The sequence below is a fragment of the Arthrobacter sp. NPDC093128 genome (genome assembly GCF_040683875.1).
In the GTDB taxonomy this organism is placed as follows: Bacteria; Actinomycetota; Actinomycetes; order Actinomycetales; family Micrococcaceae; genus Arthrobacter.
Map to the genome: position 1 here is coordinate 1 of NZ_JBFBEY010000034.1, position 15,825 is coordinate 15,825.

General features: G+C 63.0%; 14 protein-coding genes and 1 pseudogene. 5 read left to right on the forward strand and 10 right to left on the reverse strand.

Annotated elements, in window-relative coordinates; all coding sequences use genetic code 11:
• Positions 1-178 precede the first annotated feature (178 nt).
• From AB0N24_RS25090 to AB0N24_RS25100, 3 genes and pseudogenes are all read right to left on the reverse strand, one after another.
• Positions 179-502 (reverse strand): helix-turn-helix domain-containing protein, encoded by a 324-nt coding sequence (locus AB0N24_RS25090; RefSeq protein WP_364130676.1) that lies wholly within the window; start codon positions 500-502, stop codon positions 179-181.
• 12 nt (positions 503-514) lie between these two features.
• A pseudogene (locus AB0N24_RS25095) lies at positions 515-664 on the reverse strand (helix-turn-helix domain-containing protein); the annotation flags it as partial.
• A gap of 353 nt (positions 665-1,017) precedes the next feature.
• The gene (locus tag AB0N24_RS25100) at positions 1,018-2,367 is read right to left on the reverse strand and encodes a ParB/RepB/Spo0J family partition protein (protein WP_364130578.1); all 1,350 of its coding nucleotides are present in this window, start codon (positions 2,365-2,367) and stop codon (positions 1,018-1,020) included.
• 525 nt (positions 2,368-2,892) lie between these two features.
• Here AB0N24_RS25100 and AB0N24_RS25105 point away from each other — a divergent pair.
• The 5 genes from AB0N24_RS25105 (at position 2,893) to AB0N24_RS25125 (ending at position 8,295) form a co-directional block, all read left to right on the forward strand.
• On the forward strand, positions 2,893-4,152 hold the full coding sequence (locus AB0N24_RS25105) for an IS110 family transposase (RefSeq protein ID WP_364130581.1): 1,260 nt from the start codon (positions 2,893-2,895) through the stop codon (positions 4,150-4,152).
• A 118-nt stretch (positions 4,153-4,270) separates the two neighbouring features.
• Complete coding sequence (locus tag AB0N24_RS25110; protein WP_364130584.1) at positions 4,271-4,495, forward strand: hypothetical protein; 225 nt, start codon at positions 4,271-4,273, stop codon at positions 4,493-4,495.
• Positions 4,496-4,809: 314 nt separating this feature from the next.
• Entirely contained in the window at positions 4,810-5,604 is a 795-nt protein-coding gene (locus AB0N24_RS25115; RefSeq protein WP_364130587.1) for an alpha/beta hydrolase, read from the forward strand.
• Positions 5,601-6,569: an MBL fold metallo-hydrolase gene (locus tag AB0N24_RS25120; RefSeq protein WP_364130590.1), complete on the forward strand. Its 969-nt coding sequence runs from the start codon at positions 5,601-5,603 to the stop codon at positions 6,567-6,569. Before AB0N24_RS25115 ends, AB0N24_RS25120 begins: the two co-directional genes overlap by 4 nt.
• Complete coding sequence (locus AB0N24_RS25125) at positions 6,562-8,295, forward strand: CocE/NonD family hydrolase (protein WP_364130593.1); 1,734 nt, start codon at positions 6,562-6,564, stop codon at positions 8,293-8,295. The genes AB0N24_RS25120 and AB0N24_RS25125 overlap by 8 nt, the downstream gene beginning before the upstream one ends.
• Positions 8,296-8,602: 307 nt before the next feature.
• Here the strand turns inward: AB0N24_RS25125 and AB0N24_RS25130 are convergent, their stop codons facing one another.
• Genes AB0N24_RS25130 through AB0N24_RS25160 form a run of 7 tightly spaced genes read right to left on the reverse strand, consistent with a single transcriptional unit; the run spans position 8,603 to position 15,702 of the window.
• Positions 8,603-9,409, reverse strand: coding sequence for an SDR family NAD(P)-dependent oxidoreductase (locus AB0N24_RS25130; protein ID WP_364130596.1), 807 nt, complete (start codon positions 9,407-9,409; stop codon positions 8,603-8,605).
• On the reverse strand, positions 9,402-10,490 hold the full coding sequence (locus AB0N24_RS25135) for an alcohol dehydrogenase catalytic domain-containing protein (RefSeq protein WP_364130599.1): 1,089 nt from the start codon (positions 10,488-10,490) through the stop codon (positions 9,402-9,404). The genes AB0N24_RS25130 and AB0N24_RS25135 overlap by 8 nt, the downstream gene beginning before the upstream one ends.
• Positions 10,483-10,971 (reverse strand): VOC family protein, encoded by a 489-nt coding sequence (locus AB0N24_RS25140; protein ID WP_364130602.1) that lies wholly within the window; start codon positions 10,969-10,971, stop codon positions 10,483-10,485. The genes AB0N24_RS25135 and AB0N24_RS25140 overlap by 8 nt, the downstream gene beginning before the upstream one ends.
• A complete protein-coding gene (locus AB0N24_RS25145; RefSeq protein WP_364130605.1) occupies positions 10,968-12,125 on the reverse strand; it encodes a Xaa-Pro peptidase family protein in 1,158 nt (385 codons plus the stop codon). Before AB0N24_RS25145 ends, AB0N24_RS25140 begins: the two co-directional genes overlap by 4 nt.
• Before the next feature lie 22 nt (positions 12,126-12,147).
• Positions 12,148-13,179 carry an ABC transporter permease gene (locus tag AB0N24_RS25150; protein WP_364130608.1) on the reverse strand — a complete coding sequence of 344 codons (1,032 nt, stop codon included), beginning with the start codon at positions 13,177-13,179 and terminating at the stop codon, positions 12,148-12,150.
• Between the two features lie 17 nt (positions 13,180-13,196).
• Complete coding sequence (locus tag AB0N24_RS25155; RefSeq protein ID WP_364130611.1) at positions 13,197-14,687, reverse strand: sugar ABC transporter ATP-binding protein; 1,491 nt, start codon at positions 14,685-14,687, stop codon at positions 13,197-13,199.
• A complete protein-coding gene (locus AB0N24_RS25160; protein WP_364130614.1) occupies positions 14,677-15,702 on the reverse strand; it encodes a sugar ABC transporter substrate-binding protein in 1,026 nt (341 codons plus the stop codon). Before AB0N24_RS25160 ends, AB0N24_RS25155 begins: the two co-directional genes overlap by 11 nt.
• Positions 15,703-15,825 lie beyond the last annotated feature (123 nt).

The window sequence follows — 15,825 nt, forward strand, 5'->3', positions numbered from 1 at the left end:
CGGAACTCCGCCCCATAAGCCGTGGGCATAGTCAACATCCTTCCACGAGCACAAGCTCGCTAGGTCAAGGAGTCAACAAAACCGGGGGCAGTCCCGAACGTGGACCGGGGTAACCCGGCTACGTCCAGGAGAACTTCCAACCGATGCTCGGCCTTGAGAGCCATGACAGCGCGGACCTTTAGCGCTGTTCCCCGTCCCTCAAGGCCTTTACTTTTCCCAGGAAGGCCACCTCTGCACGCAGGCGTTCGTTCTCGCGGCGCAGCCGCTGCAGCTCCGGTTCCGGCTGCGCTGGAACCTCAGGGTTTTTCCTCGGCCGGCCTTTCGGTTTCGGGCGCAGACCTTCCTCGCCTTGAGCCCGGTACTGGCCCGCCCACACGGTAATCAAATGTGGCGACGACAGGTCGAGCTCCTTTGCCAGAGCGACCCTGTTCGCGCCTGAAATATATCGCTGCACAGCGTTGAGCTTGAACTCGAACGAATACAGTCTGCCTGGTTTGGTCACAAGAGCAGTATCTCCACGAACGCGCCATCTGTCGTACAACCGGAGGACTGCCTTCGTACCCACGCCAAGTCTTCTCGCTACAGCCCTGGCTCCCCAACCGATCTCAAACAGCGCCACCGCTGCCTCGCGCTGCTCCTCAGACAACGAACTGCCCTTAAACATGAAACTGCTCCCCGTAAGTCAGAACTGAATTTTCAGTCCAACTTTCGGGGAGCAGTTCATGGGCCGGGCCCTGCCTGGTTTCCCTCAGCAAAAGGAAATCTATGGGTTCATCGTGATGTAGTGGTTGTCCTTGTGCAGCCGCCTTTCAGGCTGTTGGAACGGAAAGCGGTGGTACAGCGCGGCACCCGGACGCCAAGGGATGGGCCGCGGATGGCGGTCAGCCGCTGGTGAGTGGCTGCTGTGGTTCGCCCTGGGCGGCGGACCGCCCGACGTTTGGGAGGTTCCTGGCCCTCTCGTGGTGAGTGGCAGTGGGCCTTGCCGGGCGGTGGGGGTGCCGCCCGGCAAGGGGTCTTTTATTCTGCGGTTTCCTCGGCGGAGTGCTTGTCGAGGATGATCCGTTCGACTTCGCTGGCCTTGTATCCCCATGTCACAAGTTGGGTGAGGTAGGCGTTGTGGACCTGTCCTGCGCTACGCCACGAGTCCTTTTGGATTGTCTTTTCGTAGCCTGCGCAGATCAGGGCGATCAGTGCGAACTCGGACCGTGCGGTGGTTTTTGCGACGTGGTCCCGGAGGGGGTTCCAGCCCCACCCGTCGCTTTCCTCGCCGGTCTTGGCTCCTATCATCTCGGTGGCGGCCTTCCCGTCGTATCCGCTGGCCGTTTCGGGGTGGTGAGTGATGGCGTGGACGGTGAAGTACTGCCAGCCCTTCGGTGCGGCCTTGCGGGCCAGCAGGCTTTTGACCCATTCACGGCGGACCTTCGTGGCGGATTCCATGGCCTTGTTGTTGGCGATCAGGGTCTTCCTCTCGGCTTTCTGTTCCTCGGTCATCGGGCCTTTCTGTGCCTGGGTGCCGCCGTCGTAGCGTTCGTACTTCGGGGTGAAGCCCAGTTCCTTCCAGTCGCTGATGACAGGCTTCGCGCTGTGCTGGCCGCGGTAGTCGGCGCTGATCACATAGGCGTTGGCGTCCTCGTCGGTGGCCGGTTCACCGTCTGCCCGCTTGGCCGCAGACACGAACAGGTTCTCCTCCTCGGCGTAGTGTCCGGCGTCCTCGACGATGGCCTTGCCCTGGGCGATGAGCTCCTCGATCAGTGTGGCGAGCTGGGCCTTGGATTCCCGGTCGTCCCGGAGCTTCTGCGCGAGGTGGTCGAAGTAGTCGGGTTCGTCCCGGATGACGGATTCGAGTTCCTCGATGGCATCCTCGTCGCCTTCAAATTCGGCGAGCACGAGTGCCATGTCTACGGTGTAGCCGCTGTCGAGTGCCTTCGCTCCGGTGGTGGAGGCTTTGGCTTTGAGTGCGCTTTCCACGGTGGTTTTGGTTCGGCCGGTTTTTTTGGCGATGTCGGCGGCCGAGACTCCGATGAGCGAGAGCTGGTGGTAGGCGTCGGCTTCGTCGGCTTCGGTCAGTTCGGTGCGCTGGATGTTCTCCACGACCTGGGTGACGATGCGCTCTGCCTCTTCCGGGCTGGAAACGATCATCACCGGTATGGAGTCGCGCTCTGCTTCCACTGCGCCCAGGGTGCGGCGCTGGCCCATCAGGACGTGCACGGTGCCGTCGTCCTTGCGGTGGGCAATGACCGGTTCGAGCACACCGAGTTCCTTGATGCTGGCGATGAAGTCGGCCTTCAGGTCGGCGGCCTTGCGGACGTTGATGTCGATGGTCAGGGTCTTGGGGTCAAGCATTTCGAGCGTGGGTGTGGTGTTCATGGTGTTTTTCGTCCTTTGCTGAGGATTCGGTGGGCGGGGTGCGGTTGGTGACCGGCCAGCTTCCCCTCTCCCCCCGTTGTTTTTTGCCTGCTGGCGAAGCTTGCGTAGCTGTGCCCGACGGAGGCCCTGTCCACCCGAAGGGCCAGGGACGTGCAATCTGCGAGAGGAAATATGCGACGAAGGAGCGCCGGAGCCGATTGTGCGGGCCGCAGGCCCCTGGAGGAACGACGGGGGCTGGATGGGGCCGGAGCGGGCACGTACCATCCGAAGGACAGCAGACAAAAAACGGTAATACTGGAAAAGGTCTTGAGCCGGCGTGACTCAGCAAAAAACTGACGTGCCTGGCGGCACTGTCTTACCGACGATCTGTCCGCCGGCTCAAGGTCCATCAAAGGGGGTGATGTGCCAGGCGGACATGACTTCATAGGAGCCTGATACGACCAGTCCCATTACCGTTTTGTCTGCCCACCTGGCCCACGCCCTGTTCAACCAGCAATTGATCTCGACTGAGGGGCAACTTCCATCTTGGCGACCGAAACAACCAACGTCATCGCAGGTATCGACACCCACTCCGACACACACCACGTGGCCGTCATCAACGAGCACGGCAAGCCACTCGCGGACAGGGAATTCCTCGCCGTGGGATCCGGATACCGGAAGATCGTAGAGTTCATCACCAGCCACGGCACGGTCACCGCCGTAGGGGTCGAAGGAACAGGATCCTACGGGGCCGAAATCGCCAAAACCCTACGCGGAGAAGGTCTCTGTGTGCTGGAGGTGAACCGACCAAATCGGGCCCCGCGCCGACTGAAGGGCAAATCAGACCCTTTGGACGCCTACCAAGCCGCCCAATCCGTACTCGACGGCCGGACCACATCGGTACCCAAGGCCAAAGACGGTCCTGTGGAATGCCTGCGAATCCTACGTGCCGGCCGCACCTCGGCAGTAAAGGCCCGCACTGCAGCCATCAACCAGATCAAGGGCCTTCTCGTTTCAGCCCCGGACAAACTCCGGGCGAAATACCGGGGGCTTGGAACCTCGGCGATGATCACTGCCCTGCAGCGCACCAGGCCTTCGGGCGATGTGGCTGATCCCGAGTACGTATGCCTGCTGACGCTGAAGGCCCTGGCCAACCGCTGCCACTCCCTCGCGGCAGAAATCGCCACCGCCGACGCCGCGCTCCAGGAAATCCTCGACACCTACGCGCCGATGCTCAGTGACCTTCCAGGCGTCGGAACCGAAGTAGCCAGCCAGCTCCTGGTCACCGTCGGAGACAACCCCGACCGCATAGAAAACGAGGCCCAATTCGCTGCCCTCGTCGGAGTCGCACCCATACCCGCTTCCTCGGGCAAAACCACCCGCCACCGGCTCAGCAGAGGCGGCGACCGCAACGCCAACCATGCCTTGTATCAGGTCGTCCTGGTCCGCATGGCCTCATGCCAACGAACCAAGGACTACGTGGCCAAACGCACCGCGGAGGGCAAGAGCAAACGGGAAATCATGCGCTGCCTCAAACGCTACGCAGCCCGGGAAATCTACCGCCAAATCACCAACCCCCAGGCAGCCCCGGACAACACCGATCTGCGCCAAAAGCGCACCGCACTCGGTCTCACCATCACGACCGCAGCCCGCGAACTTGGCCAATGGCCCTCCAAAATTTCCCTCCTGGAACGCGGCCTCCTCCGCAACGACACCCTTGCCACGAACTACCGCCAATGGCTGACCGAGCAAACAACCAAAATCCCCGATTTGATGAGTATGCCAACTACCACTGAGGCGGCCTGACCCGTGAACCACCCCATGTCCCAGACATCCGGGCACCCTCGACTTCATAGTTCAGGACAGTGACACTTATGCAATACCACGTCTCCATATCGTGGCTTTTGCAAGTTAAGGAGGGCTGATGGCTGGCTTTTGGAACAAGAAGACACCCACGGTGACCCTTATCTTGGTCGGGATCGTGGATGCCTCGTCATTTATAGCGGTTTCGGATAACAGCCGGTTTGGCTACTGGCCGGCAATAGTCCTCTTAATAGCCATTCTCCTCAGTGTCCTCAACAACGTAAGAATCGACCGTCTGGAAGGACGAAAAATGACTCGTGGCAAAGAGGGCGACGCAGAGACCTAGTAGCACCTGACGGAATCGCGATCGGGCGGAAATTGGCCGATGCGAGGCCTGCGGGCCAGCGAGCACTAGGCACAATCGGATTTTTTCCGTTTGTGATTCAGCAGCACGCCCTGTCCCGCCCCTCCCATGTTTCGCCAACGCACGGCTCACGCACATCCGGCAACAGCCATAATCCCGATTTGACGCCTATAGGAGCATCGTCGTAGACACAAAAGGGCCAGGGATGGCCGGAGCTCTGCGACGGACAGCACTGGACCCAACAGCCGGCCGCGAAGCGGACGACCACGCTGCACGCAGTCGAGGACGCCACTGCCGTGACGCCGGCGGGCGAAGTGCCCGTGCGGATCTACACGCCGGTGGAGGCTGACGCCTACGGTTTGCTCGTGTATTTCCACGGCGGCGCGTTTTTCCTGGGCAGCCTGGACACCCATGACCACGTGGCGCGCGCACTGGCCAAGGAGACCAGGCACCAGGTCATCTCGGTGGGCTATGCCCTGGCCCCCGAAGCCGCGTTCCCGGCCGGCCTCGAGGACTGCTACGGCGTGGTGCGCTGGGCGGCCGGAAAGGGCGGGCGCCTAAAGTGGGACGGGAAGAACCTGGCCATCGCCGGTGACAGCTCGGGCGGCAACTTCGTCGCCGCCATCGCCGCGAAAGCCCACGACGACGGGTTCAACCGGATCACCCACCAGGTCCTTTTCTACCCGTCCCTGGACCTGGATTTCGACGTCGACCGTTACCCGTCGCTGCGGGAGAACGCCGAAGGGTACGGGCTGGAGACGGCCGGCCTTAAACCGTTCAACGCCTTCTACCTTGAGAGCGGGGCGGACCCGGCGGACCCCCTCGTCTCCCCCATCAAGCGCGCGGACCTCGCCGGCCTGCCGGCCGCACTGGTCATCACCGCCGGACACGACCCCCTGCGCGACGAGGGCGAACTCTACGGCCGGCGCCTGGCGGAGGCCGGCGTCGACGCGACCGTCAGCCGCTACGACGGGGCGAACCACGGTTTTGTCCAGAACTTCTCCTGGATCCCGGAGTTCTACCGGGCGTTCGAGGAGACAGGCGAATTCCTGAACGCGGGGCCCGGGGTCGAGGAGGGAACAGCGCAATGACGACACCAATCGCCGTTCATCCCATCGTCTCGCCGTGGGGGCGGTTCGGTCTCTACAGCTTCTTCATCGACGCACCGGAGCCGGCCATCGTCGATACCGGCATCGCGTCCTCGCCGGCCGAGGGCATGGTGCCGGCGCTGGAGGCAATTGGCCGCCGGATCGAGGACGTCCGGTGGATCCTGCTGACACACGGACATATCGACCACATCGGCGGCGCGCACGCGCTGTGGGAGCTGACCGAACGGCGCGCCCAGGTGGTGATCCACGAGGCCGATGCACCGATGCTTCGCTCGCGCCGGGCCCATGTGGATGAATACCTGACCGGACGGGCGCAGTACCTGAAGGACCCCGACGGCGAGGCGAAGCTGACGGCGGCCACAAACGCCGTCATCTCGGGCGAGCTGGAACCGACGATGCTCGTCAAGGGCGGCGAGACCATCTCCCTCGGCGGTGACGTCACCGTCTCGGTCCACTCGATTCCGGGCCACACCGCCGGGTCGGTCGCGTATGTCATTGACGGACAGAACGACGTGTTCGTTGGCGATGCCGTGCAGGTCCACGGTGCGGCCAACGGCTTCCCCGGATTTGTGGACCCGGCAGGCTACCGCTCAAGCCTGCAATACCTCAGCGACCAGATCCGTCCGCGGCACTTGTACCTCGGGCACCCGTACCGGGGCGCGGACGGTGAGCCGTTCGGCGTCGAACTTGACGCTGCCCAGACGCGCCGGGCACTCAAGGAGAGTATCGACGTCGAAGCCCAGGTCAGCGAGGCAGCCTGCGGTTGCCTGGCTGCCGGGCTGCAGGACACGGACTCGCCGTACTCACCCTTCGCCCGGGTAGCCGGGGACCTCGGGTACGCCGCAGACCCCACGTTGGAGCCATCCCCGTTCTTCACGACGCTCCACGGCTACCGCACGACGTTCGACCCTACGACCAAGAATGAGGAGCTACGCACTCATGGATGACGTCCTGATACTGAATGCCGGCGCGCAGAAGATCGCCGTCCGCAAGGACCTCCGGGTTCCCATGCGCGACGGCATCCAGCTCGCCGCCGACGCCTACCAGGGCCCTGAGGACAAGCCGCGCCCCGCGCTGGTGGCACTGAGCCCGTACGGCAAGGAACTGCAGGCACTGGCCCTCACCACCCCGCCGCAGCGGCGCCCCAGCCCGATGTGGGACGGCTGCATCGAGGCCGGCGACATTGCCCGGATCGTCAAGGAGAACTATGTCCACGTCATAGGCGATCTGCGCGGTTCCGGCCATTCCGGCGGTGACCACATCGGGAACTACAACGCCGGCGGTGTTTCGCTGGGCCAGGACGCGTACGACTTCATCGAGTGGGTCGCAGCGCAGCCGTGGTGCGACGGCAACGTGGGCATGGTGGGCATCTCGTACTTCGGCTCCATGCAGGTGCTGGCCGCGGCGGAACGCCCCCCGAGCTTGAAGGCGATCTTCGTCTCCGGCGGCCACTACGACTTCTACGAGACCACCTACCACGGCGGGATCATGTGGTTTATGCCCCGGGCCGCACGCGAGGGCCGCGGCGGCGACTCCGGCTGGGCGTTCACCGACGGCGTGAAGTCCCGCATGATCGAGACGTACCCACCGGAGGAACTGAAAGAGCTGGTCCATAAGCGCCTGCAGGACCCGGACATCGCCGCCTGGCCGAACCTGGTGCATGTGCTGAGCTACCCCAAGAACCACGAGGCGTGGTTCGACATCGTGATGAACGAGCTGGACGGGGACTGGTATGAGGAGCGCAATCCCATCACGCTGGCGCCGAACATCGACATTCCGGTCTGGCTGCAGCTGGACCAGGGCCGCGGTTGGACCCTGGACGGCACCATCGACCTGTTTAACGAGCTGAAGGGCCCGAAGAAGCTGGACATCGGCCCGTACCCGCCGATGCAGTCCCGCCCGTTTATTGAGGAACACGACAAGATGTTCCGCTGGTACGACTACTGGATCAAGGGCATTGATAACGGCGTTATGGACGAGCCGGCGGTCAGCGTCTTTGTGGAAGGCTCCCGCGAGATGGTCACCGCGGACCAGTGGCCGCCAAAGGACGTGCAGTACACCTCGCTGTATCTTCGCCCATGCCACAAGCTGTCCGCCGAGCCCGAGCTGATGGGCGCGGAATACGCTGCACCGGACGGTTTCTACCAGGCTCCGCTGACTGTGACCGACAGGGTTGAAATCATCAGCTGGTCCACCCCTGCCTTCGAGGAGGCCACGGAAATGATCGGCACCGGCGCGGCCCACATCTTCGCCGAGATCGATCAGCCGGACACCAACTTCATCCTGCGGCTCTGGGACTACGCTCCCAACGGGAAGCGGCAGCTCATCACAAGCGGCTACCTCAAGGCCTCACACCGCGAACTCGACGGGCGGACCACCGAGGGAAGCCCGCGGCACCCGCACACGCGTGCCCTGCCCGTGGAGCCGGGGACAATCCAGGAGTACGTGCTGCGCCTGTTCCCGTTCGCCAACACCTTCATGCCCGGGCACACGCTTACCGTGGAATTGTCCAACGACGAGCCGCTTGCCGACGAACACAACGCGCTGCTCCCGCCGGATGCCTTCCACCTGCCGGTGGGCCGGCCGGTCACCCACAAGATCTACCGGGACGCCGACCACCAATCGCGCCTTGTCATGCCATTCACCACCCGGACAACGGAAGACCTGCCGTAGTGGCCGCTATGGGGCCGCCTAGCAAAAGAGTGCCCTGACTGCGCCTGCTTCCAAAGCCGCTGGACCGATGCTGGGCCTAGTCGCCGGCAAGGACCAGCAAGCGGAAGTGGACCGAATCCTGCGGAGCTTCCGCCAACGCGGAACTCTGTAGCAGTACCCATCCGACCAAACCTCGAACAGTCAGCGCTTCCCAGAGGCAAAAAACGATCGCCTGGATGTGCTCCGGAAGGACAGCCACATACCAGGCGCACTCCTGACGGGGGGACGAGCGCCCGTCAGGAGTGTGCTTTCGAAGGGACATCCGCGCCTATGGTGCGGTCAGCTGAGCGGCCGCCGCGTTGAAGTCAAAGTCCACAAATGTCATGCCGCCGGTGATGTTAATTGCTTCACCCGAAATACTGCGGGCCGTGTCGGAGAGGAGGAAGACGCAGAGTTCGCCGATTTCCTGTGCCGATTGCGGTCTGCCCATGGGGATGGGTTCGGTATGCCTTGCGAAGATTTCGTCCGGTGATTCGCCGGTTTCATCGGCTTCTGTTTCGAGAATCCGGTCCCAGATCGGGGTCCGTACAATGCCGGGGCAGATCGAGTTGACCGTCACGTTCAGCGGACCCATATCGAAGGCAAGGCTGGCGCTGAAGCCGATGACTCCGGCCTTCGATGCAGCATAGGCGCCTTGGAGGGCGGCGGGGTTGCGTCCGGTGATGGAGGCGATGTTGATGATCGCTCCTCCGCCGTTTGCGTTCAGGACGGGGGCAATGGCGGAGCATGCGCGGATTGTTCCTTCGAGGTTGGTCCGCAGAATGCGGGTCCATTCCTCTTCGCTGTTGAGTAGGAAGTGTTTGACCAGGGAGATGCCGGCGCAGTTGATGAGGCCCCAGACGTTTCCGGTTTCGATGGCCATTTCTTCAAGCCGGTGTTTGGCGGAAGTGTCTGCGACGTCGATGACGACGGTGCGGCTGTGCAGTATGGAGGCCGCGGCCCTTTCGAGTTTGTCGGCGTCGATGTCTGCCATGATGATTCCGTACCCGGCGGCCGCCAGTGACTGGCAGACCCCGTCCCCGATTCCGGAGGCTGCTCCGGTGACGACGACCCATCGCCTGCTGGTTTCACTCATGGGGGTTTCCTTTCGCGAGTTGAGGTTTGAAGATGACTTTGAGTCCGCGGCCGCTTCGGGCCAGGTCGATTCCTTCGAGCACGTCATGCAGTGGCAGGACGTGGCTGATGATGGGCTCCAGTGGCAGGACCTGGGATTGGATGAGGTCAAGGGCTTCCTGCATGGTGTAGCGCATGAGGAACGCTCCGAGGATCTGGAGTTCCTTGGTGGTGACGTCGACGGCGGGAAATCCGGTGCTGACGGCGGAATTGAGGCCGAGGACCACGATTCTTGCCTGGTTTGCCGCCATTTGAACCGAAAGGTCCAGTTGGGAGCCCACGGCTTCGAGGATGAGGGTGGGGCCGCGGCCGTTGGTCGCTTCCCGGACCGCTTGTGCAGCGTCGGTTTCCCGCGGGTTGATGACGAGGTCTGCGCCGACTTCCTTTGAGACCTGGGCGCGGTTGGCGGCAGGCTCGATGACGATGACTTGTCCTGCGCCCTGGTTCTTCAGGGCTGCTACGGCGAGCAGGCCGATGGGTCCGCCGCCGATAACGACAGCGGTTTCACCGGCGTGGACTCCGGATTTTCGCAGTCCGTTCAGCACGCAGCCCAGCGGCTCTGCCAGTACGATCTGTTCGGCGGGAATGTTGGGATCGACCCGGTAAGCGTAGTGTGCGGGGACGCGGACGTATTCGGCCATGCCTCCGTCCCACCACTGGCCCGGGGTGCGGGGCCATCCGGGAACGGGGCACTCGGGATTGTCGTAGAGTGCTTCGCAGAAGTTGGGATCGCCTGTGCGGCAGGTGTCGCATCGTCCGCAGGGAGGATTTTGGTCAACGGCAACCGTGTCGCCGACGATCAGGGACCTGACATCCTCTCCGACAGCTACGACTTCGCCGCAGAATTCGTGGCCGAAGATTACCCCGGGCTTGGCGGGGTGGGTCGGCGGGACGTCAAGGATGTGCAGATCGGATCCGCAGATCCCGACTGCCCCGACCCTTAGGACGATGTCGTCGGGCTGAATGGGTGTTGGGACCGGGCGTTGTTCGAGTTCGAGGATCCCGTTTCCTTTGAAAACGGCGGCGAGCATGGTCTCACTCATGGGCGTTCTGTGTCCTTTCTGCTTGTTGGTAGAGCTCGATGGTGACGCCGAAGGGGTCCTTGCCGTAGACCCACTGGTCCCCGTCCTGTCCCGGGAGATCCAGGATGTTCGGATCGCTGTAGAACGTGATGCCTGCCTCCGTCAGGCGCCGGCGGGCAGAGTGGATGTCCGGCACCTTCAAGGCGAGGTGCCCGACTCCTGGCTGATCTGTGGTTCGGTGCAGGGACGATTGGAACGGGCCGTCGAATTCGTGGATCTCGATGACAGTGCTGCCTAGACGCATGAAGGCCCAGCGCAGCTTCACCTCATCTCCGTCCAGTCCGAGAGGTTTGCCGGGGATGAGGGCCCACGGCGAAACGGACTCGGGGATGAGTCCCAGATGCTGTGCGTAGAAAGCCACTGCCTTCTCGAGGTCTGAGACCACTATGCCGACGTGGTGAAGTTCGAACGTGTCTGCCGTGCGGGCTGATGCGCCGGTCACCGCATACCGCCTTGGGTCCACGCACGGGCCTGATCGCCGAATGCCCGGTGACCGGTGTCTGTGACGGCGATGGTGTCTTCGAGCTTAATGAAGCCGCGTGTCGGATGGAGCATGGTGGTTTCGATGGACAGGACCATGCCGGCCTGCAGCGGGAGGTTGCCGTCTTCGTTGGGATATGGGACGGGGCCTGTGGCGGTAAGCCTGGGAGCCTCGTGGCTGATCAAGCCCATACCGTGGGCAACGAAGGTCGTGACACCGCGATGCGGGCTGTGTTCGAGGACTCTGAGTGCCGAATCGAAAATGCCTTGTCCGAGCACGCCTTCGCGGATGGGGATCCGGGCGGCCTGTTGGACGGCCTCGATCTCGGCGAGCAGGTCGACCAGTTCGCTGTCGGGTTCCCCCATCACTGCCATGCGGGCGAGGTCTCCGATGTATCCGCCGAGATTTCCACCGGAATCGAGGCAGAGAACTTCCCCTTGCAGCCATGGGATGTCAGCTGGTGCGCGGTTGTGGCTGGAGCCGCTGCTGGCCAGGCAGTATTCGAAGGTCAGCCCGCGGTTGGTCTGCTCCCGGCGGAGTGCTTCGACGAGTTCCCTGCGCGTAGTGCCGGGCCGGTGTCCGGTGAAGACGGCCTGCATGGAGTCCACGATGCCGATCGATGCCTGTTCCATGATGTCCAGTTCAGCCGGGCTCTTGCATGCGCGCAGTCGCTCGAGGACGTACTGGGCGTCCGCGATTTCGATGTCCGGGGTCTTGTCCAGGACATTCATTGCTTCCACCGGCAGGAAGGACGCTTCAATGCCGACCCGGATCTGCCCCTGGTGGACATCGTGCAGGAGCGCGGCTGCGGACGTCATGGCGTCCGCGGCACCCCAGCTGGTGGCTTCGATGCGTTCTACCCAGACAGGGTCCACATCGAGTTGCCAGGGTTCCATGGCGTTGGCGATGTAGGTGCTTGCTTCCGGGTGCTGGCGGAAGTAGAGCAACACGGGAAGGTAGCGGCTGACGCCGATGGCGTCCATGTAGTCGAAGAAGAAGAACCGGTGTCCTCCGAGGAGGTATTGGATGTTGTGTTTGGAGGTGACGAGCAGGACATCGAGGTTTGCGTCGTCCATGAGACTGTCGAGGTGGTCGTGGTCGAAAGGGATGTTCATGGCGGGGTCCTTTCCCGGATGTCTATCTGCGGTTGAGGCGGCGGCTGTTGATGGCGTCGAGCAGGACCGCGATGAAGATGATGGCGCCCTGCATGAACTGCACCCAGAAGGGGCTAACGTTCAGCAAGGTCAGGCCGTTGTTGATCACGCCAATGAGCAGCACGCCAATGAAGGTGCCGAGCATGCTGCCTTTGCCGCCAAAGAGGCTGGCTCCACCGATGACGACGGCGGCTATGACCTGGAGTTCGACGCCGGCACCGGCCGTGGGCGTGGCTGAGCCGAGGCGGCCGACGAGAATGAGGGACGAAAGCCCGGCGCAGAGGCCGGCGATGATGTACACGATGAACAGGATTCGGTTGTCCTTGATCCCGGAGAGGCGTGCTGCCTCCCTGTTGCCGCCAACAGCGAAAATCTGGTGTCCCAGGGTGGTCCGCGTCAGGGTCAGATGACCGATGACGAAGACGAGGACGGTGAGTATGGCGGGCAGCTGCAGCCCCAGGAGCGAGCCGCTGCCGATCCAGGTCAGGCTTGGCGGCAGGCCGTAGACGCTTTGGCCCTGGCTCAGCTGCAACGTCAGGCCCCGGCCCATGCCGAGCACGGCCAGTGTCACGATGAACGGCGCAAGTCCCAGGACCGTGATGGAGAAACCGTTGAAGGCTCCGATAAGTGAAGCGACAACAACGATGATCAAGACACCGAGGAACCCGTCAACGCCGTTGTGGACGAGAGTTGCCCCGATCATGCCCGAGAGGGCGATGGTCGACCCGACGGCCAGGTCAATGCCCGAAGTGATGATGACGAACGTGGCGCCCACCGCGGCAATGCCGACGATGGCTGACTGTGTCACGATGTTCGTGACGTTGGCTGCCGTGAAAAATTTGCTGGACAGCAGGCTCATGACGATGCAGCTGACGATGAGAGCCACCGCGATCGGAGTGCTGGGATCCTTGGCGATCCGTGCCAGCCAGCCGGATCCGGTCAGCGACCAGGTCGGTGCTTTGGGAGTGTTCTGCCGCCGCACAGGCGGCCGGGCGGTTGTTGTTTGGTTTGTCATGGCTTCCTGATTTCTGCTTAGCCGACCGACGCGTGATGCAGCATTGCTTCACGGTCAAAGCCGTCCCGGGTGTATTCGCTAACGACTCGCCCGTTGCGGAGAACATAGGCGCGGTCTGACATGGCCAGGACTTCGTCCGTGTCGGAGCTGGCGAGGAGGACCGCAGTTCCCGCGGCCGCCAGGTTGAGGACCTGTTCGTAGATTGCCGCCTTGGCGCCGACATCGACTCCCCGGGTGGGGTCATCCAGCAGGACGACTTTGGGTTTGTTCGCCGAGACGCGGGAGAGGATCACTTTTTGTTGGTTGCCGCCCGAGAGCCGGCCGACTTGCTGCCTGAGGGAGTCGGTCTTGATCCCGAACCTGCTGATTTGCTCGGCCCCGTGTCGTTCCACGGACCGTGGACGGAGCAGGCCCAGCCGGGACACGGCAGGGTATAGGCCAAAGACGAGGTTGTCCTGGACGGTTCCTCCCAGGACGAGCCCTTCCTGCTTGCGGTCCTCCGGCGCATAAATGACCCCCCGGTTTCGGGCGCTGGTGATACTGCCCGGTTTGAGGGTCCGTCCGCTGATACTGATGGATCCGGCGGTGACGCTGTGTGCACCGGCGATGGCTTTCATGAGCTCGGTGCGGCCCGCGCCGGCGAGCCCTATCAAACCCACGATTTCGCCGGCGTGGGCGGTGACGCTGGCTGACCGTACCCCCGGAGCGTCGATCTGGTCGGTCTCCAGGACCAGCTCCCCGCGGGGACGGTCCCGCCAGGGGTAGGCGTGTTGGAGGTCCCTGGCGAGCATCGCCGTGACCAGCTTTCCCTCGTTCCATTCGGAGGTCTGCTTTTCGGCGACGAGGGCGCCATCGCGCATCACGATAATCCGGTCGGTCACCGCGAACATTTCGTCCAGATGGTGGGTGACGTACAGGATGGCGAGGCCTTGATTACGCAGCTCCCGGATGGTGCTCATGAGGGCGTGCACATCCGCTTCCGGCAGTGACGACGTGGGCTCATCGAAGACGAGGACCCGGGCTTCACGTGCCAGGCAGCGCGCAATTTCGACGAGTTGGCGCTGGGCGATGGTCAGGGATTTCACCGGTTCTGAGATGTCCAGATGACCCAGTCCGACTCGGCCCAATGCGGCGACAGCAACACGGTCGCGTGCGCGTCGGTTGACTGCTCCTGCCCGGTTCGGCTGTCGCCCCAGCAGGACGTTGTCAGCGATCGACATTTCGGGAATGTCCGTGAGTTCCTGGTAGATGACGCTGATTCCGGCCTGGATCACCCCGGCAGGGTTAGCGGGCAACGGCGCCCCGCCCAGGGCGGCAGTGCCGGAGTCGGCCACCACCGCCCCGGACAGGACTTTGATCAGGGTCGATTTGCCAGCGCCGTTTTCCCCTGCCAGGCCGGTGACGGTTCCGGGCTCCAGGCGGAGGGACACGTCCTTGAGTGCCCGCACCCCCGGGTAGCTCTTGCTGATCCCGCTCAGCTGCAGGATTTGGGGCTGGCTAGAGAGCATCGGCCCACACGCCGTAGGACTTCACTTCGGCGGAGTCGATGTTGTCCTTGGTGATCAGCTGGGACGGCCACTCGACGTTCTTCTCCACGGACTTGCCTGCTGCCATGTCGGCAATAAGGTCAATCATCTTTTCGGACATCTTGACGGGCTGCTGGCTGATGCTCGCGTCCTGCAGGCCGCTCCGGATGTCTTCAATGGCAGGCTTGGGCGCGTCGATGCCAATGACGTAGATGTGTTCCTTGTCCCCGATCGGCTTCCAGCGCCCTGCGGCCTGGATGGCTGCGGTAACGCCGACTGCTTCGGCGTCGTTGGCGCAGAAGACTGCGTCGATCTCAGGGTTTGCCTGGAGGATATCGGTCATGATGGCGTTCGCTTTGGCCGTGTCCCAGCCACCATCCTGAGTGGCCACCACGTCAATTCCGGCGTGCTCGGCGACAGCTTCCTTGAAGCCCTTCTCCCGGCCGTTGGCGGCCGGGGACCCGGCCATGCCCATGATGTCCACGACCTTGCCCTTCACCGAGCCATTCTTCTTCTCAAGGAACGTGGCAATTTCGTCCACGGCCAGCTTGCCGGCCTTGACGTGGTCCTGGCTCAAGGTCACATCGACAGGGGCGTCGATGGTGTCGGCGAGAGCGAAAACGGGGATGCCCCGTTTCTTGGCTTCTTCCACGGCGCCGGCAATGGCTTTGCCGTCAGCCGGGTTGATGGCGAGGTAGTCCACTCCCCTATTGAGAAGGTTCTGTACGTCGCTGATCTGCTGGTTCGGGTCGCCGTTGGCGTTGGTGGTGATGAGTTCATAGCCGTGGGTCTTGGCGCCGTTTTCGAGGCCCTTCACCAACCCGGCGAAAAAGGGGTTGGACACCGTGTAGCCGGAGTAGCCCACCGTGATCTTGCCGTCATCGGCAGCAGCGGCCTGGGCGGCAGGAGAAGAATCCTGGGCGCAGGCGCTGAGGCCTGCGGTGCCGAGGGCGAGGGCTGCCAGTACGACGGCGGCCTTACGAATGGTTTGCTTCATTGCAACTCCAGTTCTGCTGTATACAGGCGACTGTCGCCCGTGTACAGGTTAGGTAGATCACAGTAGGCTGTCAATAGGTCCTCAATTTCCATAGATACTGGGAGGACCGGAGTAATCGGATGG

Excerpts from the sequence above, each read along its gene's own strand:
- AB0N24_RS25100 (WP_364130578.1), bottom strand. The coding sequence starts at position 2,367 with ATGAACACCACACCCACGCTCGAAATGCTTGACCCCAAGACCCTGACC.
- AB0N24_RS25110 (WP_364130584.1), top strand. The coding sequence starts at position 4,271 with ATGGCTGGCTTTTGGAACAAGAAGACACCCACGGTGACCCTTATCTTG.
- AB0N24_RS25120 (WP_364130590.1), top strand. The coding sequence starts at position 5,601 with ATGACGACACCAATCGCCGTTCATCCCATCGTCTCGCCGTGGGGGCGG.
- AB0N24_RS25125 (WP_364130593.1), top strand. The coding sequence starts at position 6,562 with ATGGATGACGTCCTGATACTGAATGCCGGCGCGCAGAAGATCGCCGTC.
- AB0N24_RS25130 (WP_364130596.1), bottom strand. The coding sequence starts at position 9,409 with ATGAGTGAAACCAGCAGGCGATGGGTCGTCGTCACCGGAGCAGCCTCC.
- AB0N24_RS25135 (WP_364130599.1), bottom strand. The coding sequence starts at position 10,490 with ATGAGTGAGACCATGCTCGCCGCCGTTTTCAAAGGAAACGGGATCCTC.
- AB0N24_RS25145 (WP_364130605.1), bottom strand. The coding sequence starts at position 12,125 with ATGAACATCCCTTTCGACCACGACCACCTCGACAGTCTCATGGACGAC.
- AB0N24_RS25150 (WP_364130608.1), bottom strand. The coding sequence starts at position 13,179 with ATGACAAACCAAACAACAACCGCCCGGCCGCCTGTGCGGCGGCAGAAC.
- AB0N24_RS25155 (WP_364130611.1), bottom strand. The coding sequence starts at position 14,687 with ATGCTCTCTAGCCAGCCCCAAATCCTGCAGCTGAGCGGGATCAGCAAG.
- AB0N24_RS25160 (WP_364130614.1), bottom strand. The coding sequence starts at position 15,702 with ATGAAGCAAACCATTCGTAAGGCCGCCGTCGTACTGGCAGCCCTCGCC.